Annotated in this window: 24 protein-coding genes; 4 read left to right on the forward strand and 20 right to left on the reverse strand. The window is 35.4% G+C overall.

Features of this window, described 5'->3' with window-relative positions:
- Nucleotides 1-2 precede the first annotated feature (2 nt).
- The 5 genes from yfmF to EKM79_RS02345 all read right to left on the reverse strand — a co-directional run bounded on the left by yfmF (nucleotide 3) and on the right by EKM79_RS02345 (nucleotide 6,211).
- The gene (yfmF, locus tag EKM79_RS02325; RefSeq protein ID WP_125565531.1) at nucleotides 3-1,280 is read right to left on the reverse strand and encodes an EF-P 5-aminopentanol modification-associated protein YfmF; all 1,278 of its coding nucleotides are present in this window, start codon (nucleotides 1,278-1,280) and stop codon (nucleotides 3-5) included.
- Entirely contained in the window at nucleotides 1,277-3,715 is a 2,439-nt protein-coding gene (locus EKM79_RS02330) for a DNA translocase FtsK (protein WP_125565532.1), read from the reverse strand. The genes yfmF and EKM79_RS02330 overlap by 4 nt, the downstream gene beginning before the upstream one ends.
- Nucleotides 3,716-3,825: 110 nt before the next feature.
- A complete protein-coding gene (locus EKM79_RS02335) occupies nucleotides 3,826-4,272 on the reverse strand; it encodes a DUF1149 family protein (protein ID WP_125565533.1) in 447 nt (148 codons plus the stop codon).
- 28 nt (nucleotides 4,273-4,300) lie between these two features.
- On the reverse strand, nucleotides 4,301-4,810 hold the full coding sequence (trmL, locus tag EKM79_RS02340) for a tRNA (uridine(34)/cytosine(34)/5-carboxymethylaminomethyluridine(34)-2'-O)-methyltransferase TrmL (protein ID WP_125565534.1): 510 nt from the start codon (nucleotides 4,808-4,810) through the stop codon (nucleotides 4,301-4,303).
- Between the two features lie 192 nt (nucleotides 4,811-5,002).
- Nucleotides 5,003-6,211 (reverse strand): AI-2E family transporter, encoded by a 1,209-nt coding sequence (locus EKM79_RS02345; protein WP_125565535.1) that lies wholly within the window; start codon nucleotides 6,209-6,211, stop codon nucleotides 5,003-5,005.
- A gap of 75 nt (nucleotides 6,212-6,286) precedes the next feature.
- On the opposite strand from EKM79_RS02345, the gene EKM79_RS02350 reads away from it, so the two are divergent.
- The 3 genes from EKM79_RS02350 to EKM79_RS02360 all read left to right on the forward strand — a co-directional run bounded on the left by EKM79_RS02350 (nucleotide 6,287) and on the right by EKM79_RS02360 (nucleotide 8,894).
- A complete protein-coding gene (locus EKM79_RS02350) occupies nucleotides 6,287-7,306 on the forward strand; it encodes a lactonase family protein (RefSeq protein WP_125565536.1) in 1,020 nt (339 codons plus the stop codon).
- Nucleotides 7,307-7,332: 26 nt separating this feature from the next.
- Nucleotides 7,333-8,175: an undecaprenyl-diphosphate phosphatase gene (locus tag EKM79_RS02355; protein ID WP_125565537.1), complete on the forward strand. Its 843-nt coding sequence runs from the start codon at nucleotides 7,333-7,335 to the stop codon at nucleotides 8,173-8,175.
- A gap of 80 nt (nucleotides 8,176-8,255) precedes the next feature.
- Nucleotides 8,256-8,894 (forward strand): copper homeostasis protein CutC, encoded by a 639-nt coding sequence (locus EKM79_RS02360; protein ID WP_125565562.1) that lies wholly within the window; start codon nucleotides 8,256-8,258, stop codon nucleotides 8,892-8,894.
- A 22-nt stretch (nucleotides 8,895-8,916) separates the two neighbouring features.
- On the opposite strand, the gene EKM79_RS02365 is transcribed toward EKM79_RS02360, so the two are convergent.
- The 13 genes from EKM79_RS02365 to yjbM form a co-directional block, all read right to left on the reverse strand.
- Nucleotides 8,917-9,705, reverse strand: a complete 789-nt coding sequence (locus tag EKM79_RS02365; protein WP_125565538.1) for a shikimate kinase — start codon at nucleotides 9,703-9,705, stop codon at nucleotides 8,917-8,919.
- Nucleotides 9,698-10,537 carry a prephenate dehydrogenase gene (locus EKM79_RS02370; protein ID WP_125565539.1) on the reverse strand — a complete coding sequence of 280 codons (840 nt, stop codon included), beginning with the start codon at nucleotides 10,535-10,537 and terminating at the stop codon, nucleotides 9,698-9,700. Before EKM79_RS02370 ends, EKM79_RS02365 begins: the two co-directional genes overlap by 8 nt.
- On the reverse strand, nucleotides 10,534-11,817 hold the full coding sequence (gene aroA / locus EKM79_RS02375; protein WP_125565540.1) for a 3-phosphoshikimate 1-carboxyvinyltransferase: 1,284 nt from the start codon (nucleotides 11,815-11,817) through the stop codon (nucleotides 10,534-10,536). The genes EKM79_RS02370 and aroA overlap by 4 nt, the downstream gene beginning before the upstream one ends.
- Nucleotides 11,801-12,517: a type I 3-dehydroquinate dehydratase gene (aroD, locus tag EKM79_RS02380; RefSeq protein ID WP_125565541.1), complete on the reverse strand. Its 717-nt coding sequence runs from the start codon at nucleotides 12,515-12,517 to the stop codon at nucleotides 11,801-11,803. The genes aroA and aroD overlap by 17 nt, the downstream gene beginning before the upstream one ends.
- A gap of 13 nt (nucleotides 12,518-12,530) precedes the next feature.
- Nucleotides 12,531-13,589, reverse strand: a complete 1,059-nt coding sequence (gene aroB, locus EKM79_RS02385; protein ID WP_125565542.1) for a 3-dehydroquinate synthase — start codon at nucleotides 13,587-13,589, stop codon at nucleotides 12,531-12,533.
- A 3-nt stretch (nucleotides 13,590-13,592) separates the two neighbouring features.
- Entirely contained in the window at nucleotides 13,593-14,579 is a 987-nt protein-coding gene (aroF, locus tag EKM79_RS02390) for a 3-deoxy-7-phosphoheptulonate synthase (RefSeq protein ID WP_125565543.1), read from the reverse strand.
- A 22-nt stretch (nucleotides 14,580-14,601) separates the two neighbouring features.
- Nucleotides 14,602-15,402, reverse strand: coding sequence for a shikimate dehydrogenase (gene aroE / locus EKM79_RS02395; protein ID WP_125565544.1), 801 nt, complete (start codon nucleotides 15,400-15,402; stop codon nucleotides 14,602-14,604).
- A 16-nt stretch (nucleotides 15,403-15,418) separates the two neighbouring features.
- Nucleotides 15,419-17,392, reverse strand: a complete 1,974-nt coding sequence (gene tkt, locus EKM79_RS02400) for a transketolase (RefSeq protein ID WP_125565545.1) — start codon at nucleotides 17,390-17,392, stop codon at nucleotides 15,419-15,421.
- 18 nt (nucleotides 17,393-17,410) lie between these two features.
- On the reverse strand, nucleotides 17,411-18,586 hold the full coding sequence (gene aroC, locus EKM79_RS02405) for a chorismate synthase (RefSeq protein ID WP_125565546.1): 1,176 nt from the start codon (nucleotides 18,584-18,586) through the stop codon (nucleotides 17,411-17,413).
- A 637-nt stretch (nucleotides 18,587-19,223) separates the two neighbouring features.
- Nucleotides 19,224-20,597 carry a magnesium transporter gene (gene mgtE, locus EKM79_RS02410; protein ID WP_125565547.1) on the reverse strand — a complete coding sequence of 458 codons (1,374 nt, stop codon included), beginning with the start codon at nucleotides 20,595-20,597 and terminating at the stop codon, nucleotides 19,224-19,226.
- 5 nt (nucleotides 20,598-20,602) lie between these two features.
- Nucleotides 20,603-21,511 carry an RluA family pseudouridine synthase gene (locus tag EKM79_RS02415; RefSeq protein ID WP_125565548.1) on the reverse strand — a complete coding sequence of 303 codons (909 nt, stop codon included), beginning with the start codon at nucleotides 21,509-21,511 and terminating at the stop codon, nucleotides 20,603-20,605.
- The gene (locus EKM79_RS02420; RefSeq protein ID WP_125565549.1) at nucleotides 21,498-22,310 is read right to left on the reverse strand and encodes an NAD kinase; all 813 of its coding nucleotides are present in this window, start codon (nucleotides 22,308-22,310) and stop codon (nucleotides 21,498-21,500) included. The genes EKM79_RS02415 and EKM79_RS02420 overlap by 14 nt, the downstream gene beginning before the upstream one ends.
- Nucleotides 22,310-22,969 (reverse strand): GTP diphosphokinase, encoded by a 660-nt coding sequence (gene yjbM, locus EKM79_RS02425; protein ID WP_125565550.1) that lies wholly within the window; start codon nucleotides 22,967-22,969, stop codon nucleotides 22,310-22,312. The genes EKM79_RS02420 and yjbM overlap by 1 nt, the downstream gene beginning before the upstream one ends.
- 157 nt (nucleotides 22,970-23,126) lie before the next feature.
- On the opposite strand from yjbM, the gene EKM79_RS02430 reads away from it, so the two are divergent.
- A complete protein-coding gene (locus EKM79_RS02430; RefSeq protein WP_125565551.1) occupies nucleotides 23,127-23,777 on the forward strand; it encodes a DsbA family protein in 651 nt (216 codons plus the stop codon).
- A gap of 2 nt (nucleotides 23,778-23,779) precedes the next feature.
- Here the strand turns inward: EKM79_RS02430 and EKM79_RS02435 are convergent, their stop codons facing one another.
- Nucleotides 23,780-24,646 (reverse strand): competence protein CoiA, encoded by an 867-nt coding sequence (locus EKM79_RS02435; protein ID WP_125565552.1) that lies wholly within the window; start codon nucleotides 24,644-24,646, stop codon nucleotides 23,780-23,782.
- A 77-nt stretch (nucleotides 24,647-24,723) separates the two neighbouring features.
- The gene (locus EKM79_RS02440) at nucleotides 24,724-25,221 is read right to left on the reverse strand and encodes a prolyl-tRNA synthetase associated domain-containing protein (protein ID WP_125565553.1); all 498 of its coding nucleotides are present in this window, start codon (nucleotides 25,219-25,221) and stop codon (nucleotides 24,724-24,726) included.
- Nucleotides 25,222-25,264: the final 43 nt, after the last annotated feature.

Consider the following 25,264-nt stretch of genomic DNA (forward strand, 5'->3'; position numbering starts at 1 on the left):
TCCTAATCTCCAATTAAACGATATTGTGCAATAGAACTCATATCTGCTGCAACTGCAACAATATGCTTACGATCCATCTTATTCAATTCTTCTTTAAACTGTTCATCATTCAACAATGATTTTGAATAAACGGTTTCCCAAATACTGCGCATAATATAATGCTGAATTGAATCTGTTGAAATCTCACGACGTGTATCTAGTACTTTTTGAGCATGAACAATTTGATCATCACTAAACTTGCCTTCTTTGACAAAATTAATTTGCTTGTTGATTAATTCCAACGCCTGCTCGATGGTCTTGGCGTCAAGACCAGCTTGAATAGTAACCAAATGATTAATTGGTTGATAACTACTGGATACGGAGTAGGCCAAACTATTCTTCTCACGTACTTGTAAGAACAATTGTGACTGATCATCCCCACCAAGAATCAAGTTCATTGCCTGTGGAGCCAAACGACTCACGTCTTGATCAATTTTTTTAGTTAAATAAGCTAACGCTAAGCGACTTTGATTCAAGTGCTTATGATCTTCTTTTTTGGCTGGAGAATCAACCAATTCATCAAACTTATCGAACTTGATACTCAAATCGTGTCTACTTCCAGAAATCTTATCAGCAAACATACTATTCATAAATATCTTTTCGAATTCAGTTTCATCAACATCTCCAACAACATTGACCACGATAGCATCGTTATTTATCACATCGACATAATATTGATAAAGATCACTATTAGTCAATTCTCTCAACTGTTCGATATCACCAAAAATAGGAATTTGTCGATCAGGATTATTTTTGTACAACAGACTAGTTAGTCCCAGAATACTTACCAAATCTTGATTATCCTCAACAGAAGCAAGATTAGACATTAAGTTACGTTTCTCAGTGTCAAACGAAGTATCGTCAAATTCATTTGATTCTTTTAGATTTGGTTGGAAGACAATTTCTCCAAGTAACTTCAAGTTCTCTTCCAATTGATTAATATCACGAATCAGGAATTTAGGATCAGCAAATTCAATGCTAAAAGCTAAATCATTGAAATTCAATAAATTGCGAGTATAAACATTTATCTCTGAACCGTATAATTCCATCTCACGATCATTCAAAGCCTTAAAAGTTGGATAATGTTTCGTCGAATTAGACAAAACATTAGCTAACAAGCGACGTTTAGTAGTCTCTTCTTTGGATAAAGGTCGTAAAAAATCAATTTGAATTTTAATGGTACGAAATTTTTTTATAGGATTTACATTTAATACAACATTATTTGCGATTGACTTTCTCAATTTTTCACCTGTTTTTCTTTAATTGCATCTAATTGTTCTGGTGTCAATAAAACTTTACGAGGTTTACTTCCCTCTGAAGGTCCAACAATTCCCTTCTCTTCCATTTCATCAACCATTCTTGCAGCTCGATTGTATCCGATTTGGAAACGACGTTGCAACATCGATACGCTGGCAGACTGCTGTTGAACTATCATACTAACAGCATCGTCCCAATACTCATCGTTAGGTTTGTCATCCTTAGAATTATTTTCTTCAATATCAGTTGGAATCATATCCTCATCATAATCAGCCTGCTGCTGTTCACTTACAAACTTAACAACATTCTCTACTTCATTCTCAGAAATAAACGCACCTTGTAAACGAACCGGCTTACTTTTACCGATTGGTTGGAACAACATATCTCCTCGTCCCAGTAATTTTTCAGCTCCTACAGAATCAAGAATCGTTCTTGAATCAACACCACTGGAAACAGCAAAAGCCATTCTTGATGGAATATTAGCCTTAATCAAACCAGTAATAACATCAACTGATGGACGTTGTGTAGCAATGATAATATGCAAACCAGCAGCACGTGCCATTTGAGCTAATCTAACGATAGCAGCCTCGACTTCATGTCCAGCAACCATCATTAAGTCAGACAACTCATCAACGATAACAACAATAAATGGTAATCGTTCCATTTTCTTGTCATCAGCGGCTGTTTTATTAAATTCGTCTACATCTGAATTGTATTCGCCTATATTACGATGGTTAGTTTCAGCAAACAATTTGTATCTTCGTTCCATTTCAGAAACAGCCTTTTGCAACGCACCGGCAGCACGTCTAGCATCTGTAACAACTGGAATAAGTAAATGAGGTATGCCGTTATACACATTTAACTCAACCATCTTAGGATCAATCAGAATAAGCTTAACTTCACTTGGCTTAGCCTTCATCAAAATACCTGTAATAATGGTATTGATTGCGACAGACTTACCACTACCTGTTGAACCAGCAATTAGCAAATGGGGCATTTTAGTAATGTTAACTTCAATAATATTACCAGAAACGTCCTTACCTAGTGGAACTATTAAAGGATGCGTCTTATCTTTTTGATTCTCAGTAATGTCTTTAAAGGAAACAGTCGAGATGGTCTTGTTTGGTACCTCAATACCAACGAATGATTTACCAGGTATTGGAGCCTCAATACGAATATCCTTTGCCGCAAGAGCAAGCGCCAAGTCGTCAGCCAAATTTACAATCTTACTTACCTTAACACCAACAGCGGGTTGGACTTCATACTTAGTAATAGTTGGCCCTAAACTAGCCTTCTTGACTTCAACATTCACACCAAAACTCTTAAATGTTTGTTTTAGCTTATCCTTGTTCTCATCAATTAATCGTACTTCTCCACTTTGATCCACCTGTGGTACCTGTTTAAGTAAGTCAGGTGATGGCAATTTGTAATCATCATCGTCAACATTTCTAGAACTAACTGGCGTTGGCAAATCTTTTTTATCAGTATTATCAATGCCGTAAGGCTTAGACATTACTTGTGCTGATCCGGTATTATCAGTAGTTGTATTCTTAGATGTACTAGAAGGTGCTGGAGTTGGCATGTCAATTTGAAAATCAGACTCTTCTTTTTTCGGTTCAGCATCTTTACTTTTAGCAAAACTATTAACATCACCAAATCTATCATCATCGCGTTCAGTTCGCTTAACTGACTTATCAGGTGATGATTTCTTTTTATCAGACTTATTATCTTTTCGCTCATCAACATAACTACTGTAACGGCCCGAAAGTGCCTCCTTAGTAGCTAGGAATCCATGCTTAATATGAACCAAGATATTAGTCGTTGCTACGGCAACTTGCTTCATCGTTACGTTGAACAACATGAGAATACCGACAAAGATCATTAGTGCCGTAATGAAGTAAGTCCCCCAAGTCGAAAATAGTGGCATGAAGGTACTGTACAAATAAGAACCAATCATCCCTCCACCAACGGATTTTTCAATTGTAAAGTTTGCTATATCCGCTGATAAAGTATTCCAAGTTATCATATTGTAATTGTGGTATAACTCGATTTTTGAAAACATTATTATGTGTAATATCACTAATGTTCCTAAATAGGTAAACAAAAATCCAAAATTTCTCTTAGGCGTCATAACGGGTAATCTTCCTGTTGCAATTAAAAAGGCACCCACGAAGATACTGATAATCAGCATAACTGGATAACTATCTCCGACAAAAATCCGATAAATATTATCAAAAAAGTTTCCAATGATACCAAACTTAAATAAACCTAAGACTGACAATACAATCAATAATAGGCCCAAGACAAATCTAATCAATCTACTATCATTATTTTTCCTTTTTGTAGTTTTTCTAGTACTTTTAGTAGTACTTTTCCTAGTTCTTTTTGTAGGCGTCGATTTTGCCCTTGTATTTGCCATATAAACCTCACATAATTCTTGTTAATCATAGAAAATTATACATTTAGAAGTTAGGTAGTACAAACTTCTAGTAACTATTTGCCAAAATAAAAACAGCCTTTCGGCTGTTTTTATTTTTTCTTCTTTTTAGCTTGAGCTTCTTTCATCGCTTTGTTAGGTTCAACTTTACTATGTGCTGTAAAGTTCAAAGAAACTCCACGATTGAGAGCAACTGCTGTTACTTGATATGTCAATGTCTCAATGTATTCCACAACTGGACGAGAAATCTGTTCCACTTGTTTAGGTTCTAGGTCTTCTTGGGTTCCTTCAAATCCTACTAATTGAACTACTTGACCAATCAATCCAGAAACCTTAAATGGAGCATTTTCAGGATGAATTTCAAATGGAATAATAACTTGAAAAATCTTACCTTCAGATTCATCTAAAGGTTGACCCTTTTCATCCTTAAACTCAGGATGCTCAATTTGAATTTGTAAATCAGACTTCACTTCAGCTGCTGGTGATTCTACATCATAATGAAAAGATTGAACCGTAACGGCTCCCTTATGTGTCTTCATAATACATATCCCCTTTTTAATAACTTCACTAGTCTAGTTTATCATGTTCGTAGTGATGAGATAACTCAAGTCCGGCAAAATTTTGTTGTCTAACGGCTTCATAAATTACTAAAGCACAACTATTAGAAAGGTTCAATGCTCTAATATTATCGCTCATCGGGATTCTCAAACATTTCTCAGGATTCTTGCGCATGAAGTCTTCAGGTAATCCTGTTGTTTCTTTACCAAATAAGAAATAATGATCTTTCGAAGTATCTGAATAATCTTGGTCACTATATACTTTGTCTGAAAATTTGGTGATCAAATATAAGTATTGATCATCTGGAATTGATTCTAAGAAAGCATCTAAATTATCGTGATAAGTAATATCAACCTTATCCCAATAATCAAGGCCAGCACGTTTCATATGTGCATCGTCAGTACTGAAACCAAGTGGTCTAATTAAATGTAATTTTGTATTTGTTCCCGCACAAGTACGAGCAATATTACCAGTATTGGCAGGCATAAGTGGTTCATACAAAGCTATATGGTTAGTCATTTCAAATTCTCCTCTACCTACAATTAAATTAAAAAAACGCATACCCTCGGTGATCGCCACAGCAAGGACATGCGTTAGTTAAGCTTTTACCTTTACTTGCTTTTGTCAAAAATAATTCTGAGAAAAACAAGTAACCGCAAAGTTTATAAACATTATACACAAAAAAAATTCGAACTACAATAAAAATTTGAATTATTTGTGAACTTTATCTGAATCATTTGTGTCTTCCATATTTTCATCAACTAATTCATTCTCAAGCTCATCATCTTCGTACCAATGTGAATTGCGCTTGATCCATCTAAAGATTCTAGTACAAATAATCTTCAAAATTGCGAAAATTGGAATTCCTGCAATCATCCCCACTAATCCAAATAATCCAGCTGATACTAACAGTACCAAAATAGTGGTGACCGGATGCATTGACATCTTATTACCAACGATAATTGGAGAAATAACACGTGTTTCAATTGTCTGTTCGACCGCGAATACAATTAGAATCTTAATAACCATTGAAGGTGCAATAAAAGCACCGATTATCAATGAAGGTATCAAGGCCAAAGTCGAACCAACATAAGGAATCAAATTCAAGATTCCTGCACTAATACCTAAGACCAAAGCATAACGCTGACCGATAATCAGATAACCTACAAAGAACATGACCGCCACCCAGAAGGCAACAGTTAACTGACCAGTAATGTATGAACTCAATGATTGGCTCATTTCAGTCAACATTTCACCAGTAGACTTTTTAAGTCTAGTTGGCATCAACGATACAACTGATTCTTTGAACTTATTCTTATCTTTTAACATGAAAAAGAGAATAAACGGAGCCGTTAACATAATAATTACTATATTAGTAACTGTACTGACTGCTGAACTGATTCCACTGAATGTTTGTGGAAGAATCTTGTTTATAGTTTGTTCAAAATTCTTTGTGATCTTAGCATTTGAATTAACTAAATTCTCACGGAAAACATGTAATTTAGGATCCTTGAACATATTCTGCAAACTCTTATTTAGTGAATCCCAGTAATGTGGCCAATTCTGAACCAATGAATCTATTTGATTTTGTACAAAGGGAATTAATGACATAACTCCCCAAATTAATAATGCCGCAATTATAATAAATACAAAGATAATAGAAATAACTCGATTGACATGAAACTTACTTTCAAGAACATCAATCAAAGGATTAATCAAATAATAAAGAACTAACGCCAGAATAACTGGCGGCATAGTTATACCGAGTATTTGATTAACAGGATCAAATACAAAGCTAATCTGTGAAAATAAGTAAATCACAAGAAAAGCTATGAAAATATTCAATAAAATAACTGTTACTTGATTATTTAAAAACCATTTATAAAACCAAGTTTTTTCTTTTTCCGGAATTTGTTTCATACTCGCTCCTTACGTGTACAAAAAATATCATTGTAGATTATACTGTATACTATACATTGTTTGGAGGAATTTGTAATGAAAGAAAAAGTTCTCTTTAGTGGCTACACAAAAAAAGATGGCAAAGGAATTTATCAAGCTGAATTAGATTCAGAGAATGGTAAATTATCAACACCAACAACTCTTGTTGAACTCGATAGTCCAACATACATTGATGTAACTAATGATCTGAAACTTATTGCACTTGCTAAAAGTGGCAATAAAGGCGGAATTGTTACCTATGACATCAGCAGTGATCAACCAAAATTACTAGATGAGGACTTCTCCGAAGAAGGTTCACCATCATATGTAAAATTCGACGCAAGTCGTAACCTTATTTTCAGTGCTTATTTTCATTTAAGCAAAGTAACCATTGATCACTTATCTTCTGAAGGTAAAATCGAACGTTATTCAGAAATAAACTTCAAAGGATCAGGCCCTAAACCTGAACAAGATCAATCTAAGCCTCATTATTCTGCACTAACACCAGATGGCAAACTTATCATATGTGATTATGGTGCCGATCGTATCTATATATATGACATTAACGATCCTAAGAACCCTAAATTATTAAATGATTACATTGCTCCAGCAGGTTATGCACCTAGACATTTAGTATTCCATCCTACTAAACCATACGTATATGTCGCTTGTGAATTATCATCGAAAGTTCTAGTTTTGGAATATGACGAAGAAGATTCCAGACTTACTTTGGTAGACGAAATGGATGCTGCTAAAGATGAGCAAAAAAATACTACCGCTGCAATCCGCATTACAAAAGATGGTCAATACCTATATGTATCAACTCGTGGAGCAGATAGTATCGCTACGTTTGAAGTATCTCCAGAAGGAGATCGACTAAAAAAAGTAGATACAGTTAAGACAAAGGGACATGGTCCTCGAGACTTTGAACTTGACCCATCTGAAAAATACTTGTTAGTTGCTAATCAAGATTCAGACAATCTGGCCATCTTCACACGTAGTTCTAAAAAGGGAAGATTAAATATTCTTGAAGAAAATATTTCCATTCCTGAGTGTGTATGTGTACACTTTATTTAGTTTCAAAATTATAGGAGAAAATAATAATGTTCATTGAAATTATAAAGACCATCATACTTGGTATAATCGAAGGTTTCACTGAATTCCTACCTATCAGTTCGACCGGACATTTATACTTAGCCGATGAATTCGTTAAACTAAATGAATCAGCAGCCTTTATCCACATGTTTATGGTTGTTATTCAATTTGGAGCGATTTTAGCGGTTATCCTTATCTATTTCCACAAGTTGAACCCCTTCTCACCCAAGAAAAATGGTCGTGAGAAACGTCTTACTTGGGATATTTGGTTCAAAGTTTTAGTTGCTATTATCCCTTCAGTTGTGATTGGACTTCCACTCAATGACTGGATGGACAAGAACCTTACTAGCTGGCAAGTTATTGCTGCCACACTATTGATTTATGGTATTTTATTCATTATCGTTGAAAACTACTTTAAGAATAAACGTCCACAAGTCACTGATCTTGATAATCTAACTTATGGAACAGCCTTCAAAATTGGACTTTTCCAAGTTTTATCATTAATTCCTGGTACTTCACGTTCTGGAGCAACTATTCTTGGTGGTATCTCAATCGGTACATCAAGATTCGTTGCAACAGAATTCTCATTCTTCTTAGCTATCCCAACTATGTTTGGCGCTAGTTTACTGAAGATTGTAAAGTACTTCGCGGGTGGTCATACATTTACTGCTGACCAACTTATAATTTTACTTGTTGGTACTTTCGTATCATTCCTAGTTGCTTATGCATCTATCAAGTTCTTATTGAACTACATTAGAAGTAATGACTTTAAGGCCTTTGGCTGGTACAGAATTATCTTAGCCATCGTCGTAATTCTTTACTTTGGTTTCTTAAAAGGTGTTATTGCTTAAATTTAATCTTAGAACGTCGCAAGACGTTCTTTTTTTGTGTACAATTATGTTGCTTAAAAAAATCGAAAGAAGTGATTCTTATTTATAAAGAAATCGCAGTAGAAAACTTTACAACTATTCCACAAGCCGTTCTAGCTGGTGCCAATAGAATCGAATTGAACGACAACCTAGCTGTTGGAGGTACAACTCCAAGTACCGGTGTATTACAAGAAACAACTAAATATCTGCAAGAAAAATCCATTCCATTGGTAGAAATGATCCGTCCTCGTGGCGGCAACTTTGTGTATAACGACTTAGAACTCAAAATGATGGAAGCAGACCTATTTGAAGCACAAAAATTAGGTGTAGATGCTGTCGCATTTGGAGCTTTAACCATTACTGGAGAACTGGATGAGGATGCTATGGAACAATTAATTGCTGCTAGTTCAGGTATGCAAATAGTTTTCCACATGGCCTTTGATGATATTCCTAATGAAAAGCAACATGATGCTATTGATTGGTTAGTGGAACATGATGTTGATCGTATTTTGACGCACGGTGGACCACTTAATATAGATATTCATGAAACACTAGATCATATCAAAGATACAATTAAATACGCTGATGGTAGGATTGATGTTCTACCTGGTGGCGGAGTTACTTATGAAAACTGCGATGAAATTGCTTCAAAACTTGATGTTAAAGAATTACATGGTACACGCTTAATTGACTTAGCATAATAAAGCACAAAAAGTCGACTAATTAGTCGGCTTTTTTTATTTGCATATTTTCTTTTTGAATCGAATTATTAAACAAAACACTCATAACTTCTTCAATCAATTCATCAGAGAGATTAATATCCTTTTGAAAATCCTTCTTCAATTCTGATCTCATACGGTTCATTCGTCCACTTTGAACGACTGAAATATTATTGTGCTCTTTTATATCGGCAATTCTGTGAACAACATCAAAGCGCTGAGAAATCAAATCAAATATTTGTCGATCCAAGCTATCGATTTTACTGCGCAATGGTAATAGTTCGTTGTGATTCTTTTCAAATTCAACAATCTCATTAGCAATTTTGATTGGAGATTTGTTAGTCGTTTCAATAGTTACATTAGCTAATTCTTGATAAAACTTTGCACGTCGATTCCAACAATTTTGCAAATCTATCACCGACATGCTTTGTAATAAAGGTCGAATACTATCATTCGATAATCTATTCAAAATATTTGCCAAATTGGTCTTTAAAAATACAACTTGTGAACCTGATTTTTTGATCAATTGACGATTGATATTTGATTCAACAACACCGCCACCAGTACTAATAATTCCAGAATAATTTAAATTACTTTTTAATACTTCAGTTTCTGCCCTACGAAAATCAGTTTCACCTTTTTGTTCCATAAATTTTTTAGGAGATAGCCCCATCTCATAAGCAAATTGCTCATCTAAATCTATCATTGGGCGGTTAGAAATATCTGCCAAGATATTCCCAACTGTAGTTTTACCGGCTCCCATGAAACCAATCAAAACAAGTGTATCAGTCATGTAATTCACCTACTTTCTGTCGTATTATTTGAGATTTCTTAATTTTTTCACTTAATTCACTTAAATTTTTTTCGACTAAATCCTTTCGATATTGCTGTAAGGTAATAATAATTTGATCAATTCCATCCACAATTGATTCGCTGTTGCTCATCAATATTTGCGACCACAACTCTGGATTGGATTGAGCAATCCTTGTAGTGTCAATAAATCCTCCGGCAACATTTTTTTGCCAATTTAATTGATTCTCTGGCAAAGCCCCATCAATGGTATTAACTAATGCAAATGACATTACATGTGGCAGATCACTAATGCTAGTTACTAATTTGTCGTGATCACTCGCAGTTATTGTTTGCACGCCACAACTTAGAGGTTCTAACAATTGAGTTACACGTCCAATCTTCGACTCATCACCTATTAGGAAAAATGGCTTGTTAATGAACATATTTTTATTACGATTGTCGATTCCACTATTGTCAGTACCAATCATAGGGTGTCCGCCAATAAAATTCTTCCACGTACCGGCAACTCCCATAATCTCAGATTTTGTGGAACCAATATCCATTACAATTGTTTCAGAGGATAGATCCATTCTTTTAAGGAGTTCAATATGAGATTTGATTATCTTTATCGGACCAGCAAGAATTATTAAATCAGCTAATTTTATTTCTGGAGAATATGGATTAGTTATTTCATCCACAACACCATTCTCTACAGCTATCTGACAAGTATGTTTATTGTTATCAATACCATAAACTTTAGTACTTGAGTCATTCAATTTTTCAGCGATTGAAGCTCCCATTGCCCCTAAACCATCTACAATAATTGTTGTCATTTTGCCACCACCCTTTCTAAATCAGAGAAAAATGTTGGGTATGAAATGCCTACAGAATCATCATCTTCCAAAATAACATTACCCTCAGTTATAAGTGCTGCAATTGCCAGCATCATAGCGATACGATGATCTTTATTGCTTGAAACATGTACATCATTTGAATGTAGTTTAGTTGGACCATATATAATGAATCCATCTTCTGTTGCTTGAATATTTGCTCCCAACTTGTTAAGTTCAGTAGTAACTGTCGTAATACGATTGCTCTCTTTAACCCTTAATTCGCTAGCATCTTTAATAATAGTTCTTCCCTCAGCTTGAGTAGCTGCAAGAGCTAAAATTGGAATTTCATCAATACAAGTTGGAATAACTTTTCCACCAATATTCATTGCAGTCAACTGACTAAAATGAGGTTTAATATCAGCAACAATCTCTCCATCATCATTAACTCGTTTGATATCGATTTTGGCATTCATTTCCTGAAGAATTTTGATAATACCGGACCTAGTAGGATTTAATCCAACATTTTTAATTGTTAAATTACTGTCCTTGACTAACAAACCAGCTACAATCCAAAAAGCAGCCGATGAAATATCTCCAGGTACTGCAACATTTACTGAATGTAAATGTTGATCAGCAGGAATTGAAATTTCAGCCCCAGCAACTTCAATTTCCGCCCCAAACTGCTTAAGCATCACTTCGGTATGATTTCTCGTATTGAAGTTATCGATTATTGTCGTTTTAGAACCATTAACTATTCCTGCTAACATAACCGCGCTTTTAACTTGTGCAGAACCTACTTGCAACTCAAATTTTATTTCCTTATTCAATCTACTTCTATGAATGTTCATAGGTAATCTTCCATTGTTGCTCTCAATCTTGGCTCCAAAAGAATTCAAGGGCTTAGTTACTCGATCCATCGGTCGTTTTGATAGGCTATCATCACCAATTATCCTTGCATACAAACCAGCGCCGGAAATTAAACCTGTTAATAACCTAGTAGATGTTCCTGAGTTACCCATATCTAAAACATTTTTAGGATCATGAAAGTTATCACCCCCCTTTCCGTTGATCTTTGTCACCCCAGCTTCATTCCAAATATCTACTCCTAGATCAACCAATACTTGTTTAGTTGTATTCACGTCTGCTGAGTTTAGTAAGTTACTAACCGTCGTAATTCCAGTGGCCATAGCACCCAAAATCAAAGATCGATGGGAAATACTCTTGTCTCCGGGAACTGAAATAATTCCATTCAGAGATGGTACCTTATTTAATTTTTTCATGATTCTCCTCCAAAAAATATCTATTCAGTTCTTCAATTGTCGGTTGACCCGGAGCCGACAACTTACCCAAAGTTCCAAAAGTGAATTTAGATCCAAATTTAATACCTTTATAACGACTAACATTTCCTAATTGACCCATACTAATTACAATGGCTGGTTTCACAACACTCTTAGTCAACTTCAAAACTCTAGTAACATCATTCTTGATCTGAGGCATAACGGCAACCTTAACAATATCTGCTCTACTTCTATCAATCGCGGAAATAATATTTTTCAAATCAGACGGTGTCTCGATGAAATTATGATACGAACCAATTACCTTTGTTTTATTCGATTTAGCAAAATCAATTAATCTTTCTACTTCATAAAATAATCTGTATTCAATATCAACCGCTTCTATACCTGATTTGATAGCGTTGATATAAATTTGTTCATAAAGAGTTTTATCGTATATTTTTTTACCACCTTCAGTACTTGTTCTCCAAGTTAAAATAATAGGTAGTTCACTGGTTTCATTTATCAAGTGAAAAGTATCAGGTGTCAACTCCCGTAGGTTTTTCCAATAATCAATACGTAGTTCAATCACATCAGCCGCTGATTGATTAGCCAACGTTATAACGGACAAAGTATCTTGTAAGTCAGCTTCAACAATTGGAACTATTAAGTTAGGTCGTTGCTCATTAAGAATAATTTGTTTCATATCGCTCACCCTGTCAATTATTTAAAAGTTCAGGTACATCTTTTAGTGACTCTTTTACTATTATTGGTTTGCCAATTTTAGACAGCACAACTAGATTTAAATTTTTTCCATCATTCTTTTTATCATTTTTTAAATGTTCAAAGAATTCAGTTGTTCCTATTAACGAAGAATCAGTTGGCAAACCAACTTCAGTTAATCTTGTGCTCAATTTTTTAGTTATACCCTTTTCAGTCAAATTCATATCCTCAAAGTTTTTACTAATTTGTACCATTCCAATTGCTACTGCTTCACCATGCATGAGATTACCGTGTGCCATAAGTTCAATTGCATGCCCGAAAGTATGACCAAAGTTCAAAATTCGTCGTAAATTCTGTTCTTTCTCATCCTTCATCACAACGTTAGCTTTAAATGCTATTGAACGATTAATCAATTCAGGAGCTTGCTTCAAAACATCTTCAGAACTGTGAATATTACCAGTCAACTTAAAAAATTCTTCTCCAACTAAGGCACTGCATTTGACCACTTCACCATAACCTTCGATCAAGTTTCTTTGAGATAAGGTTTTCAAAAAATCTGGATCAATAATTACCAAGTCTGGTTGATGAAACGTGCCAATGATATTTTTCACTTCTCCCAAATCAACTGCTGTTTTTCCACCAACGCTGGAATCAACCATTGCCGTCAAGGACGTAGCAATTTGAATGAAAGAGATTCCACGCATATACAAACTTGCAACTAGTCCTGACAAGTCACCGACAACTCCACCACCAAGAGCTACAACACCATCTTTTCTAGTAAAATCAGCAGCTGCCATATCAGAAATAATTTTACCGACCATAGCTAAACTTTTGGAATTCTCACCTTCTGGAACTATCTCTATTAATATTTCAAAACCCGACCTTTTTAATTGAGTCGCAACATTATCAAGATAAAAATCAGCAACTTGCTTATCTGATATAAGAACAACTTTTCTCTTATTCCAAACTGATTCAACTAACGAACCAATCTCATCATGTAATCCTGGTTTGATTTCAATATTGTACGTTTTGCTTGGTAAAGTTACGGTTATCATTTTTTACACTTCTTTCACTAAATCATGTACTTGGTCTGACAAGCTAGCTAAATGTTTAAATTGTTCTGGAGTCAGTGCTTGCTTTCCATCAACAAATGCTTGTTCTGGATGATCATGAATTTCTGTCATCAAGCCATCGGCGCCAGCTGCAACTGCAGAAATTCCAATAGGTGTCACCAAATCCGATACACCTGCGGCATGTGATGAATCGGCAAGGATTGGGTAGTGAGTTAATTTTTTTAGTACAGGAATAGCTGAAACATCCATTGTGTTACGTGTGTATTTATTATCAAAAGTTCTAATTCCACGTTCCATCAACATAATCTGCGTGTTACCACCGGCCGCAATGTATTCTGATGCATTTAATAAATCATCTATTGTCGCTGACATTCCACGTTTCAAAATAACAGGTTTACGTAATTTTCCTAGTGCTTTCAACAAAGCAAAATTTTGCATATTACGAGTGCCGACTTGGAAAATATCAGTGTATTTATCAACTAGTTCAATATCTCTGGTATCCATAATTTCAGTTACCATATCCATATCCAGTGCATCAGCGGCAGCACGATGAGCTTTTAATCCTGTTTCTCCGTTGCCTTGGAATGTGTATGGATTAGTTCTAGGTTTGAATGAACCACCACGCAACATAGTGCCACCAGCCTCTTTAACTGCGCGTCCCATTTTCAATACGTGTTCTGGTGATTCGATTGAATCTGGTCCAGCGATTTTGGTAAATGAACCATCACCAACTACACTATGCTTTGTCCGAATAACTGTATTCTCTGGATGAAATAATCTCGATGCTTGTATTGCTGCCGGATGTTTAGTAATAACTTCTTCAGCTTCAATTTCAAATGGTACATCGTCTAAATTATTAGCATGGGCAAATCCAATTCGATTGTTGTGTTGAAAAACATCTTTCAATCCAGCTTCTTTAGATTGTTCCATAATTTTATTAGCATTCTCAGTATTGTTAGTTACGATAATCATATTAATTTCCTCATTTTCTTTTTTATTTTTTTACTACTTCATTCATTAATTCAATTGGAGCTTTTCTTTGGAACCAAACTTCAAAGCTCAAAGCACCTTGTGATACCAACATATCTAATCCATTTTTTGTTTTAAGTCCCGCTTCTTGAGCAAGTTTCAAGAATTCAGTTGGACGATCTCGATAAATAATATCAACAGCGGATCCGCCATTCATCAATTCAAAATCTAACTTGCTAAGGACACTGTGCTCATCTTGCATACCAACATTAGTTGCATTGATAACTAAATCCGTTTTTGGAAGAATCGACTCAATATCGCTCAAGTTTTCCAATTCAATATTCATTATTTTTTTAATTTCTTCAGAATGTTGACTGAATCTAATACTCTTATGATTAAAGATATGCACCGTTACATTATCAGGTTTCGATAATAGGATGGATTTAGCTGCACCACCAGATCCAATTAGAGCTACCGTTTTAGGATCAGATTTAATTGTCTTCCAAAATCCTTCACCATCTGTCGAATGTCCGATCCATTTGCCATTAACATTTTCGACCGTATTCACCGATTGCAATTTTTTAGCCGTATCATCCAAATCATCAAGATATTTGATGATTTTTTTCTTAAACGGCATTGTTACATTAAAACCTTGAATGTTTAAATTTTTCAACTGCTCAACTTTGCTGTCTAACAATTCAGTTGGAAATTCAAATGCCTGATATTTAGCATTGATATTAAGCTTCTTCATAGCGGTGTTATGCATCCGTGGTGATTTAGAATGCATCGCTGGAAACCCAATCAATCCATATAACTGTTGTTTCATAATCTCCACTTCCTTATTAAGATGCCAAACGCTTACGATTACTCATGACCATTTTTTCTACCTCACTAACAACATCTTCAACCGTGAAATTAAACACGCTCTCAACATCGGTTTCATCACCGGATCTACCAAAACTATCCATGCCAATAATGTCGCCATCTAATCCGACTAAATTAGCCCAGCCTAATGAACTACCCATTCCAATTGCAATTCGACATCGTTGATTATCTGGCAGAACACTATCACGATATGAAGCTGCCTGATTCATAAAAATGTCTTGATTAGGAATAGAAACAACTCTGACATGAACACCATTTGTAGCCAATTGATTTTGCACTTCACGTGCCAATGGTAATTCAGTACCATTAGCCATCAATATTGCTGAAAGTTGTCCATGTTCGAATGATGAAACATAACCTCCTCTGGATTGAAGAAGAATTGCGGAGTTATCAGTTTCTAATTCTTCAATATCTTGGCGACTGAGAATGATAACAGTTGGCTTGTCAGTAGATTCAATTGCTGTCTTCCAAGCAGCTACTATTTCATTAGGACTACCTGGTCTAATTACATTTAAATTAGGTATGCTTTGCAATCCTGCCATTTGCTCAACCGGCTGATGTGTTGGTCCATCAGAGCCAACCGCAATAGAATCGTGTGTCAAAACAAAAATTACTGGCAACTTCTGTAATGCACTAAGTCTGATTGCACCTTTCATGTAATCTGAAAAAACAGTAAAGGTCGAACCAAATACTTTAACTCCACCATGTAACGCCATACCATTCAAAATTGTAGCCATTCCAAATTCATGAACCCCAAAAGGAATATTTCTTCCTAATGGATTATTTACATCAAACATTTCACCATTATCTATTTCAGTCTTAGTTGATGAAACTAAGTCAGCCGATCCACCAATCAAATTAGGAATTTGTTCAGCAATTGAATTTAAAACTTCCTTACCAAAGACACGACCATTTTTCTTAGCACCAACTTCAAAGTGTGGCAGTTGATTTGCATTTAGCTTAACCGGAGCAAATGATCTTAACAATTCTGAACGTTGATCGGAATTGTGTAATGATTCTTCCCAATTCAATCTAGCCTGATGACCACGATTTAAGACTTGCTTTCTGAAAGATTCTCTAACCGCATCAGGAACTTCGAAATCCTCATGATGCCAATCTAAGTTATCTTTCAACACTTCAATCTCTTCCCAACTTAGTGGTGCACCATGAACTTTATTAGTACCTTCATTAGGAGTTCCACGACCAATGACGGTTCTAATTTCCACAAAACTTGGTCGATTAGATTTCTTCGCTGCGGTTATTGCTGTATCGATCTCATCAACATCTTCTCCATCCTCAACTAGGAAAGTATCAAATCCGTATGATTCAAATCGTTGTCTAACATTAGTTTTGAAAGAACGGTTTGTAGGACCATCAAGTGAAATATCATTAGAATCATACAGAACAACTAAACGATTAAGATTATTATTTCCAGCAAACTCTGACACTTCATGTGATACTCCTTCCATCAAATCTCCATCACCAACGATAACAAAAGTATCGTGTGACATTAGATCGCCAAATTGTGCTTCCAAACGCTTCTGAATCATTGCCATACCAATTCCCATTCCTAAACCTTGTCCAAGTGGACCGGTAGTGGCATCAACTCCAGGTACAATTCCAAATTCGGGATGACCTGGTGTCTTAGAACCAAGTTTTCTAAATGCCTTCAAATCTTCAATCGATAAATCAAAACCTGCCAAATGCAAGAAACTGTATAGTAACGCTGATCCATGCCCTGCTGATAAAACCAAACGATCACGATTGATCCATTTTGGAGAAGTTGGATCAACCACTAAATGACGAGTAGCTAATGTATATAATGTCGGTGCCAAATCAATTGCTATTCCTGGATGACCTGAACCAGCTCTAGTGATGGATTGCACTGCTAACATTTTCATGGTATTAATATTTTCTCTATCTTGTTTCATAATATTTTCCTTCTCTATTTAAAATTGTTTAATTTCTTCACGGTAATTTTTTAATTGTTCTTTTAAACGATCTAAATTGTCCGAATCGAATTTATCTAGCACCGCCTTAGCAATCTCAATTGCTACCATATGTTCTGCAATAACTGCAGCAGCAGTAACAGCAGTTGTATCAGATCTCTCAATACTTGCTTTATGTGGATCGTGCGTATCAACATCAACTGACATCATTGGCCGATACAAAGTTGGAATTGGCTTAACTAATCCGCGAACAATAATCATTTCACCAGTCGTCATTCCGCCTTCAAAGCCTCCAAGGTTATCTGAACCACGATAGAACCCTTTGTCTTCTGACCAAAAAATTTCATCCATTACTTGACTGCCAAACTTTTCAGCGTTGTCAAAGCCTCCACCAAAATCAACACCTTTGAAGGCATTGATACCAACAATACTTGCAGCAATTTTTGCATCAAGTTTGGTGTCAGCTGAGACGTAAGAACCTAATCCTTCCGGGGCTCCTGTCACCATAACCTCAACCGTCCCACCTACTGTATTACCTTCTTTTTTTGCCCTGTTGATAACTTCTTGCATTGCTTGATCAGTTGCTGAATCTAATGTTCTTGTCGGAAAACTCTCACTGACCTTTCTTAATTCTGTTAAATTATTAAAACTAGTTAACAAGTTCATATCAGTCTTAACTGGCCCAATATTGGCAACAAACCCATGAACGTCAATATCTAATTCTCTGAGTAATTTCTTAGCAACTGCACCAACTGCAACTCTCATAACTGTTTCTCTTGCCGAAGAACGCTCCAATACATTGCGCAAATCTTTATGTCGGTATTTCATACCTCCGACTAGATCCGCATGTCCCGGCCTTGGTCGAACAACTTTCCTTACTGAGTTTTCATTAGTTGTTTCATCATCAGGTGACATTACGCTTGCCCAATGATTGTGATCATCGTTATGAACATTCAAGGTAATTGGTGATCCCAAAGTTATTTGATGCCTGACTCCCGATAAGATTGATACTGTATCACTCTCAATCTTTTGGCGATTTCCACGTCCATATCCATGTTGTCGGCGACTCAATTCTTGATTAATATCTTCTTTTGTAATTTTCAATCCTGAAGGAATTCCCTCAATAATTGCTATCTCTTCAGGTCCATGACTCTCTCCAGCTGTTGTGTATCTCATTTTGAATTCCTCCAGTTAAATTTGAATAAAAAAATAGCGATAAACCAATCAACTTGGTTTATCGCTATCAAAATAACCTATTATCCTAAAACAAAAATTAACGAGAATAAATTAGTATTGATGTTTACTTAACCAAGTGATGAAATTGTTACTTCACTCGATTAAACAAACAACAAAATTGTTTTATATCGAGTGTGCCTGATCGACACACTCGTGACGACCAGCTAGATATAAAACAAATAATAATTTCTCAAATTGGTTGTAAATCGTTTCATTTTTGTTTCCTGCCTTTATTAGTTATTTTTTAATGTTTCTCAGTTACCTTTAACATGCACATAACTTAGCATTAATATATTTATTGTGCAAGTCTGTTTTTAAAATTTATTTATTTATCAACACTGATATTGCACCAAAAAAGCTACCGCACCAATCATTTTAGCGGTATTAATATTTTTCTAATAAATAAAAAAGAAGTTGTTACATAACTATAAATTTGTTAAATTTGCAGCATAAACGCGTGACGAAACACAATTTCTTCCGTTTAACTATAAAACCCCCGTATTTACTTACGTAAATACGAGGGTATTTTAGGTTATACTCAGAAATTAAACGTGTTTGGTCACGCTCTGTTGTATATTCACATTCGTACAAATGATTGCATAAAAAATCCAGCAATACTGAAATAAATCAATACACTAGTTAAATCACTAAGCGTAGAGATAAAAGGACCACTGGCAACGGCTGGATCGAATCCAAAACTCGACATGAGCATTGGAATCAAACTACCTGCCAAGTTAGCGACTGTAATCGCCGCACACATGGCTAATCCAATAACCATCCCAAGAACAAAATTGTGTTTCCATAGACCTACTAACAATGTAACTGATACACCAGTTACAATACCTGTGATAAATCCAGTAAGAAGTTCTTTTCCAATTAACTTAAAGAATTCATGACGATTAATTTCTTCGACAGCTAATCGCCTCACTGCAACGGCCAAGCTCTGTGTACCAGCGTTACCAGCAGTACCAGTAATAGTTGATATAAATACCGCTAGAATACTTGCTTCAGCCAATAACCCCTCGTAATGATTAATTAACGTTGCCGTAATCATACTAAGTAGTAACAATGTAATTAACCATGGCAAACGTTTTGATGCAGCTTTAAATGGATTGTCCTGATCTGTCTCATCGACACTAACACCGGCAAGTCCTGAATAGTCTTGCAATGATTCGTCATCAATAACTTCAATAACATCATCAACCGTAACGATACCGACCATTTGATTAGCATGGTCAACAACGGGAACAGCTAGGAACTCGTAGTCTCTGAAGACTTTAGCAACTTCTTCTTGGTCCGCATCAACGTTAACTGTTATAACGTCGCTGTTCATTTTTTCACCCAACGTATCATCTGGCTTCAATAAGATCAAATCACGTAAAGACATTACACCGACCAAATCATCATGATTGTCTAAAACGTATAAGTAATAAATGGTTTCAGCGGTTTCTGCAAATTCACGTAAATCACGAATCGCATTTTCTGCAGTTTCTTCTTCATGAAAACGAACATAGTCCGTAGTCATGATACCACCGGCAGTCTCCGTATCGTAATGCAATAATCCACGAAGATTATTAGCATCTGATCGAGGCATTTGACCTAAGTAGCGATCAACGTCAGCCTTATCTAAATGTTCCAAAACATCGGCCGCATTATCATCGTACATATCATTAAGCATCTCTGCGGCAAAATTCAGATCCATTTCTTCTAAGAATTCAGGAATCTCTGGCAGATCATCTTCGATGGTATCAAACATATCACCCATTTCATCGGGCTCTAACAACGAATATAAACTTAAACGCTCTGGTTTATCTAAGGTAAGGTAGAAAGTACTCTGGTCATAAAAATGCATATCTAGATAGGTTTTTCGAAATCGTTTTTTATCACCTTTGTCTAAATAAGTTTTCAGTTGTGCAAATTTTTCATGCAGTCTTTTTTCATTTTCATCCATTACTCTCACCCCTTTAACGCACTCCTTAACAATACCATATCTTGAGGAATTGGTGCCGTTAATTTTAATAACTTTTTAGTCACTGGATGGATGATTTCTAGCTCATAACAATGCAGTGCTTGGCGGTTTATTCTCGAGTCTTTTTGATGGCTGTACATTTCATCCCCAATGATGGGATGCCCCATTGCACTAAGGTGCACACGGATCTGATGTGTACGTCCTGTCAATAACTTCAGTTTCAGAAAACTAGCCGTTTTAAAGTTCTCCACTGTTTCATACATTGTCTTCGAATCTTTGCCTTTTTGCCAATCAATTGCTCGCAAATAAAAAGCCTTAGGATCAATTCCAATCGGTAGATCGATTAATCCTGAAGCTGGATCCATCTGTCCATATACCAATGCTAAATAGTACTTTTTAAATCCTTCTGAATGTAGAATTTGATCCAATAAGGAATGCGTATATGAATTCTTGGCAAAAACCATTAGTCCGGAAGTATCTCGATCCAATCTAGTTACTAAATGAATCGAACTATTCTCGTGTTTTTTTTCTAAATAATACTTAACAACATTTGCCATCGTCTTACTAGACCTTGCCTTAGCGGGAAGACTAGCTAATCCGGGTGGCTTGTTCACAACTAATAAATACTCATCTTCATAAACAACATCAACTTTACCAGGCATCGGTTCAATCAAATCAGATGGCTGTTCGCCATTTAAAACTATCAACAAAGAATCCCCTGTCTTCATTTTAAAATTAAAATGACGTTGCTTGTGGTTAACAAAAATTTGACCGCCTTTATTTTTCAAATTATGTAATTGACTCGATGAAAATCGATGATGTTCTAAAAACTTACGGATTATCTTCTTATCAGAGTCTTTTATCGTGAACTTTAAATAACGATTATTGCGGCTCATCCTGTCCTAAAAAGGCTGTCTCTACTCTAGTCCAGAAATGGCGATGGCGGTATTGAGCAAATTGTGCTCGTTGATAATTTAATTTTACTGAAATTTTCTTAACATTTTTCAATTTAGTTGAAATACCATCACAGGTAATAACATAGTCATCAGCCTTATGTGGGTATAAATCAACTTGTTGATTATGGGGAATAATAATTGGTGAAGAAATAGTTCTATAAACACGGTTATTTATAGAAGCCATCTCTACCATTTGATACACACTGATCTTTGGATGAATAAGTGCTCCACCGATAGCCTTAGAATACGCTGTTGAACCAGTTGGCGTTGCAAAACAAAGTCCATCCCCACGGAAATTCTCGAAGAATTCTCCGTCAAGATTAACCTTGGTCTTCATAGTTAATGCTGATAAACGGCGAATAACAGTTTCGTTAATAGCTGTTTCGTGGAAAGACTCACCTTCTAAACGTTCAACTCTGACGTCTAATAGTGGATAACTAGTAGAGGGTATCTTCTCATTACACTTAATAATGCAATCAACTAACTCATCAATTTCCTTATCAGTCCAATCAGAATAAAACCCTAAGTGACCTGTATGTAAGGCCAAGAACTTAACAGTATCTAGGTGGCCTGCATAGGCATGGAATGTACTTAACAAAGTACCATCGCCACCAACACTTATCACTAGCAATGGATCACGACGATCCAATACCATACCATTGTCAACCAAAGTTTCTCTAATCTTGTTGGCAGCTGCTATCGACTGTTCTTTATTATTATTATTTACCCAAAATCTCATTATTTTTTATCCTTATGCTCCGTTGTATTATTTACGTCTCGCTTACGATCAGTGAAATACTGCTGTGCATCTTGAATTTCTTCCCGTATTTTAGACATTTCTTCATCTAGCATGAACGATGCTTCCGCCGCACGCTTCAACCTCTCATTGATCTCTTCTGGGAAATCACCTTGATACTTATAGTTAAGTGAATGCTCGATTGTTGACCAAAAGTTCATAGCTAATGTTCTGATCTGAATCTCCGCTAAGATGTTTTTCTGGCCATTAGCTGTCTGAATGGGATACTCTATAACTACATGGTATGAACGATATCCACTTGACTTACTGTTGGCGATATAATCACGTTCCTCGATTACGCGCATATCTTCCCTGATATGTAATAGTCTAGCAACATCATAAATATCTTCAACAAATTGACATTGAATCCTTATTCCAGCGATGTCTTGCATGTCTTGCTCTAGTAAATCTTCAGAAATATAACGTCGGCGCATCTTTTCTTTGATACTATCGATAGTCTTAACACGACCAGTTACAAATTCAATTGGTGAGTGTTCATTTTTTTCTAAGAATTCTTTACGAAGATCTCTAAACTTGATTTTTAATTCATCTACTGCTTGTGAATATGGTATCAAAAACTCATTCCATTTGATTTCTGTCATGATAACCCCGCTTACTTCCTTATTTAATATATCGTAATTCTGCGTAAGTTGCACTATAATGATAAAATTACGAAAAATTAGACCCGTGAGTTAAAAATTTTACCTTTTATATTATTGCTGTTAGAATGACTATGCTAAAGAGATGGAGGGAATCAAAATGTGGGAAGTATTTATTTATATAAATCCCGTATGTTCGTATTGCCTAAAGGTCGAACAATCAATTATTGACTTCACAAGAAAACACGAAATAGAAACACAATATCATTTTGTTACAAACTATAATATGGAAACAATCAACGAGTACATTCAATTGCAAGGTTACAAGTTATGTGACTTGGAACAACGTGCTAAAGCTACACAAGAAGTAGAAGAGGCAGCTCGTTTGTACAAGGCAGCGTCTTGCCAAGGAAATAAAAAAGCTCGCAACTTCTTGATGAACTTGCAAGAACAAATCAACGTACTCAACAATCCTTTTGATGACGACACTGTCAAAACAGCTATTGTCAACAGTGGTCTGGACTATAAATCCATAATGTCTGAAAAAAGTAGTGATTGCGTTGAACTAGGCATAAAACGTGATATGCAATTATCAAAGGAAATGCACATCGAAAAAGCACCAACAATCGTTATTTTCGACAATGAACATCCTGAAAAACCGGGATTAATGATTAACGACTTCGGTAGTAAAACTTCAGAAGAAGTTATCAACCAAAACTTAACGATGATGCTTGAAGCAACAATGCCGGAAGTTAAACCAGCTTATATTAATAACAATACTGTTGTAAGTATTGACCAATTCAGAAGATAACATCAGTTATCTTCTTTTTTTGTATTCAAAAAAGGCTGTCGTAAATATTCAGCTTGTTCCCCACAGACAAGTTTCCACTGATGATTTTGATATATGGGTTTGATTGCCCCAAATTTCTTGTTGCCTAAGAAGTCCTCCACCGTCTGATTATTTGCTTTATAAAATTTCAATTTCAATGCATCAGCCTTTTTGCTCTTCACCTTACGAATTTTCTCTAGTTGATAAGCATTAATTGTTAAACATTCAGTCTCAGTCAAATCAGCTTCAAAATTAAACATCTCTTGAATATCCTCAATTAAAAAAACTTGTGATTTATATTTAATTTTATTAAAAGGTCCAAATAATTTTATACCGTAAAACAATTTAATTTGTTCATGCATTGAGTCCAACATAATCAAGTAGAATCCCCATGGCTTGCGATATGAGACAAACTTCAGATGTACCCGGTATATTTGATTGGATAAGTATTCCCCGCCTAATATCCAAATATTTGGAATTCTCAGTGCATGGTAACTTTCTACTCGGTTAGATAGTTTATCTGCACTGATCTTAGCGCATTGATACTCGATTATTGTACTACGATTAATGAGAATATCTGGGCGTTGCTTAATGGTTTTCAGGTAATATTCTGATTCAACATCTTGATAACCTAATATCTTTAAGGCATTAACTATCAGTTCCTTACCCTTTCTGTGGATATTTCGCTCATTCTCATCATTATGATTAATGTTCTCATGTCTAAAGAATGCATTGTTATCATTCTTGATTAAAACCACCGGTCGTTCACAATCTACACAATAATACTTTTCATCAAAATTGCTTTCTATTGCATTAATCAGTTTCTTATCTTGATTGAGTGCCGCATACATATTTTTCACCTCTTAACTAAATTACGAAAAAAACAACCTTTCGATTGAAACATCGAAAGGTTGTTTTTGTGTATTTTTTACTCTTCTTCTAAATCTAAGATTTGATAATCATAACCTAAATTTTTTACAAATTGTAATACATCGTCACTATCTACAAAAATAGTGCTGGTATTAATATTGGGGTGGAAACTCATCCGTTTCTCACTCAAAATTGCTTTATCAAAATAAACTTTTACGTCATGATCTTTGTTGTTTAGAAGTCCAAAGATAGAAACAATCCCTGGCTCCAATCCGAGTTTTTCAAACAGTAAGTCATCATGTCCCATTTTTGGACGTTTAGCACCTGTTAAGTCCTCAAACTGACGAAAATCTAACCGTTTAGCATCGTCCATAACTAATAAATAGCATTCAGTCTTCTTTTTATTAGTTAAAAACATCGTCTTAGTACGAACACCTTCGATACCTTCAATAAAATGATCAGCCTCTTCAGTTGTATGGGCAACTGGATGGTGAACTATTTGATATTTAATGTTCATTTTATCTAAAGCTTCTTCAACTTGTTCTGCTGGTTCCATGACCGTTATCCTCCGGCATCTAGTATTTCTATCAATAATTACA

This window comes from Companilactobacillus insicii, from assembly GCF_003946015.1.
GTDB lineage: Bacteria > Bacillota > Bacilli > Lactobacillales > Lactobacillaceae > Companilactobacillus > Companilactobacillus insicii.

Bases quoted from the DNA above. Each gene is read 5' to 3' on its own strand.
- EKM79_RS02330 (WP_125565532.1), bottom strand. From the start codon at position 3,715: ATGGCAAATACAAGGGCAAAATCGACGCCTACAAAAAGAACTAGGAAA.
- EKM79_RS02335 (WP_125565533.1), bottom strand. From the start codon at position 4,272: ATGAAGACACATAAGGGAGCCGTTACGGTTCAATCTTTTCATTATGAT.
- trmL (WP_125565534.1), bottom strand. From the start codon at position 4,810: ATGACTAACCATATAGCTTTGTATGAACCACTTATGCCTGCCAATACT.
- EKM79_RS02345 (WP_125565535.1), bottom strand. From the start codon at position 6,211: ATGAAACAAATTCCGGAAAAAGAAAAAACTTGGTTTTATAAATGGTTT.
- EKM79_RS02350 (WP_125565536.1), top strand. From the start codon at position 6,287: ATGAAAGAAAAAGTTCTCTTTAGTGGCTACACAAAAAAAGATGGCAAA.
- EKM79_RS02355 (WP_125565537.1), top strand. From the start codon at position 7,333: ATGTTCATTGAAATTATAAAGACCATCATACTTGGTATAATCGAAGGT.
- EKM79_RS02365 (WP_125565538.1), bottom strand. From the start codon at position 9,705: ATGACTGATACACTTGTTTTGATTGGTTTCATGGGAGCCGGTAAAACT.
- EKM79_RS02370 (WP_125565539.1), bottom strand. From the start codon at position 10,537: ATGACAACAATTATTGTAGATGGTTTAGGGGCAATGGGAGCTTCAATC.
- aroA (WP_125565540.1), bottom strand. From the start codon at position 11,817: ATGAAAAAATTAAATAAGGTACCATCTCTGAATGGAATTATTTCAGTT.
- aroD (WP_125565541.1), bottom strand. From the start codon at position 12,517: ATGAAACAAATTATTCTTAATGAGCAACGACCTAACTTAATAGTTCCA.
- aroB (WP_125565542.1), bottom strand. From the start codon at position 13,589: ATGATAACCGTAACTTTACCAAGCAAAACGTACAATATTGAAATCAAA.
- aroF (WP_125565543.1), bottom strand. From the start codon at position 14,579: ATGATTATCGTAACTAACAATACTGAGAATGCTAATAAAATTATGGAA.
- aroE (WP_125565544.1), bottom strand. From the start codon at position 15,402: ATGAAACAACAGTTATATGGATTGATTGGGTTTCCAGCGATGCATTCT.
- tkt (WP_125565545.1), bottom strand. From the start codon at position 17,392: ATGAAACAAGATAGAGAAAATATTAATACCATGAAAATGTTAGCAGTG.
- aroC (WP_125565546.1), bottom strand. From the start codon at position 18,586: ATGAGATACACAACAGCTGGAGAGAGTCATGGACCTGAAGAGATAGCA.
- mgtE (WP_125565547.1), bottom strand. From the start codon at position 20,597: ATGGATGAAAATGAAAAAAGACTGCATGAAAAATTTGCACAACTGAAA.
- EKM79_RS02415 (WP_125565548.1), bottom strand. From the start codon at position 21,511: ATGAGCCGCAATAATCGTTATTTAAAGTTCACGATAAAAGACTCTGAT.
- EKM79_RS02420 (WP_125565549.1), bottom strand. From the start codon at position 22,310: ATGAGATTTTGGGTAAATAATAATAATAAAGAACAGTCGATAGCAGCT.
- yjbM (WP_125565550.1), bottom strand. From the start codon at position 22,969: ATGACAGAAATCAAATGGAATGAGTTTTTGATACCATATTCACAAGCA.
- EKM79_RS02430 (WP_125565551.1), top strand. From the start codon at position 23,127: ATGTGGGAAGTATTTATTTATATAAATCCCGTATGTTCGTATTGCCTA.
- EKM79_RS02435 (WP_125565552.1), bottom strand. From the start codon at position 24,646: ATGTATGCGGCACTCAATCAAGATAAGAAACTGATTAATGCAATAGAA.
- EKM79_RS02440 (WP_125565553.1), bottom strand. From the start codon at position 25,221: ATGGAACCAGCAGAACAAGTTGAAGAAGCTTTAGATAAAATGAACATT.